The organism is Petrachloros mirabilis (assembly GCF_975968855.1).
In genome coordinates this window covers 1-2,778 of record NZ_CDLUDY010000123.1, presented here as the reverse complement: position 1 = coordinate 2,778, position 2,778 = coordinate 1, and the positions used below count along the sequence as shown (strand labels likewise).

General features: G+C 54.4%; 4 protein-coding genes. 3 read left to right on the top strand and 1 reads right to left on the bottom strand.

Translation table 11 applies throughout. The features are described 5' to 3' along the window. The 3 genes from ACWVCN_RS05135 to ACWVCN_RS05125 form a co-directional block, all read left to right on the top strand. On the top strand, positions 1–543 hold a 543-nt coding region (locus ACWVCN_RS05135; protein WP_455244445.1), incomplete at its 5' end, for a methyltransferase family protein. 82 nt (positions 544–625) lie between these two features. Next, complete coding sequence (locus ACWVCN_RS05130; protein ID WP_455244444.1) at positions 626–772, top strand: hypothetical protein; 147 nt, start codon at positions 626–628, stop codon at positions 770–772. A 178-nt stretch (positions 773–950) separates the two neighbouring features. Then, positions 951–2,168 carry a sulfite oxidase gene (locus ACWVCN_RS05125; protein WP_455244443.1) on the top strand — a complete coding sequence of 406 codons (1,218 nt, stop codon included), beginning with the start codon at positions 951–953 and terminating at the stop codon, positions 2,166–2,168. A gap of 57 nt (positions 2,169–2,225) precedes the next feature. Here ACWVCN_RS05125 and ACWVCN_RS05120 read toward each other — a convergent pair. Next, on the bottom strand, positions 2,226–2,778 hold a 553-nt coding region (locus ACWVCN_RS05120), incomplete at its 5' end, for a fibronectin type III domain-containing protein (RefSeq protein WP_455244442.1).

Here is a 2,778-nt window from a genome sequence, read left to right as displayed (position 1 = left end):
GTGCCCGAGCCGATAGAACGCAGCACCTACGTACTGTTTTCCAGTGCAGCACTCTTGGTGTTGTTCCACAACTGGCAACCGATGGGCGGCATCGTGTGGGACGTACAAGCCGAAGGAGGTCGGATTGCTCTCTATGGATTGTTCGGGCTGGGTTGGTCGATTGTGCTCGTGGCGACGTTTCTGATCAATCACTTCGATCTGTTCGGTCTGCGCCAGGTTTGGCTGTATCTGATCGGCCGGCCGTATTCGAAGTTAGTCTTCATGACGCCTGGCTTCTATCGATTCGTACGTCATCCCTTGTACCTGGGTTTTTTGATTGGCTTCTGGGCGACGCCGACTATGACCGTCGCGCATCTTGTCTTTGCGCTCACGACCACGGCGTACATCCTGATTGCGATTCAACTCGAGGAAGGGGATCTGGTCCGAGCGCTCGGAAATACCTACGCCGAGTACCGACGTCAGGTTCCAATGCTGATCCCGAGAGTGGGACGAACGGCTGCGGGCAAGCACAACCTGAGCGAGGTGGTTCGCACGGCGAGTTGACCCATAAAGATCGGGCAGCGCGGAAGACCGCGTTGCCCGACGCTCCCTTCAGGGAGATGATTGAAATGAAAGGAGGACGAACATGAGCTTGGCAACGATCAGATTACACAGAGAAGCGGTCGGTAGTGGAAGATTTTGGCGCTCTGCAGGCATGGCCGGGGTTGCGTTCTTTTTTCTCAAAGGGTTATTCTGGTTGCTGCTTCCGCTCGCATGGTACGTGACGAAGTAAAACACCTCGAACCGCTGCGCCGCTGCTGAGTCATTACGGCTGGCAAGCCCGACACTCGATGAAACTCATACAGTTAATTGTCTTGCGGCGGAAATCTCGTCGGCATCAAGTGAGCGGCCGCAGTTCCAATAGATGCAGGCGATGCTTCTGGACGGAACAATAAGAAAGGAGGAAGGACATGTTTTCGGAAAACGATGGCACGGGAAAAGCGGAATTCCAGTGCGCCGAAGGGCTCTCCCGGCGTGGTTTTTTGCTGAAAGGAGGTTCCACATTGGCCCTTCTTGCCATGATGGATGCGTCGCTCTTTTCTCGGTTAGCCGGTGCAGATCAAGGAGAGCAGGTTATCCCATTTTTGGACAAGGCTCCCGCTGCGCCCGAGGATGCGGTCAAGGCTTTTGGAGAGTTGAATAGGCTTGATTGGCAGAAGTTGACCGACTGGATCACTCCCAACGAGCAGTTCTTCTGTGTGAGTCATTACAACCGACCGGTTATCAAGCCGGAAGACTACAAACTTGAAATCACCGGGCTTGTCAGCCATCCGAAGACCTATGCGCTTGCCGAGTTGAAACAGCGGCCGCGACAGGAAGTGATGTTTACGATCGAGTGTGCCGGCAATCACGGATTCGACTGGTTCACAGGAGGAATCGGAACGGCAAAGTGGGTGGGGACTCCGCTCGCGCCTCTGTTGAAGGAAGCCGGTCTCAAACCCGAAGGCATCGAGGTCGTCTTTTTCGGAAAGGATGCGGGAGAGGAGGAAGTTCGGAATGTGAAAATGCGCCAGCAGTTCAGCCGAAGTCTGTCAGTTCCTGATGCGATGAACCCTGAAGTTCTGGTGTGTTATGAAATGAACGGCCAACCTCTCCCGCATGAGCATGGATTCCCCGTTCGTCTGATCGTTCCTGGATGGTATGGTGTAGCCAATGTCAAGTGGCTGTCACGTATCGAAGTGATGGAGACGCGCTGGGCCGGCAGATTCATGGCCAAAGATTATGTGACGATTCGTGAAGAGTCCCGGGGTGGCAGTGAAACGGTTTGGACACAGAAGGTCGTAGGACGGGCACGAATCAAGTCGATTGCAGCAAGGGTCGTTTCACAGGACGGCCGTTACCGGATTGAAGGGGCTGCCTGGGGCGGACAGATCGAACGAGTTGAAGTCCGCATGGACGATGGACCATGGGTTCCGGCTACGATCACACATGGTCAGAATGAAAAGTTCGCGTGGAAATTCTGGAAGCTGGACTGGAGCGATGCCAGGCCCGGCGAGCACACGATTACGTCTCGTGCGATTGATAGGAATGGAAATATCCAGCCTCCCATGGACGATCCCTTTCTTGCCAGCAAACGTACCTATTGGGAGAGCAACGGACAGATCACACGTCGAATCAAAATAGTCTAAGCGAGAGCAGAGACGCGCGGTGACAGGGAGCTCAAATTGAACTCCCCGTCCGGGGTCTCAAGTGGCCTTCGATACCTCGTTTGAGCAGGCGCTTTCAAATCCGTTGTACGCACTGACGGCAAAATAGTAGATCGTGCCCTCAACAAGATTATTTATCGTGACACTGGGCGACGAGGGACTGGTCAATGAAGTGACAGGATAAAACGTGCTCTGTTCGTATGAGCAGGATCCAGTCAGATTCGGCGACTGAGTTCCGTAATGCACGAAGTACCCGGTTACGCCTGGGTCCGTGTTTGGATTCCACGTTAATGAGACAGTACTTGGTGAAGTTGACGGTGTAGATGATGACAGCGTGGGAGCTGAAACAGTGAGGGCGACTGGAATCGATTGCGGTGTGTTGGTCGCGCCGGTTCCAGTGACGGTGATGGTGGCCGAATAAGTCCCTGCGGCGAGGCTTGTAATGTTCACCGTGGCGGTGAACGAAGATGGCGCAGTACCTGAGACGGGTGAGAGTGACAGCCAGGCTGCTGTTGTGCTCACGCTCCATTCCAGGATGCCGGCTCCATCATTGGAAATGTTCACGGTTTGTGCCATCGGGTTGCTTCCACTC

Excerpts from the sequence above, each read along its gene's own strand:
- ACWVCN_RS05130 (WP_455244444.1), top strand. The coding sequence starts at position 626 with ATGAGCTTGGCAACGATCAGATTACACAGAGAAGCGGTCGGTAGTGGA.
- ACWVCN_RS05125 (WP_455244443.1), top strand. The coding sequence starts at position 951 with ATGTTTTCGGAAAACGATGGCACGGGAAAAGCGGAATTCCAGTGCGCC.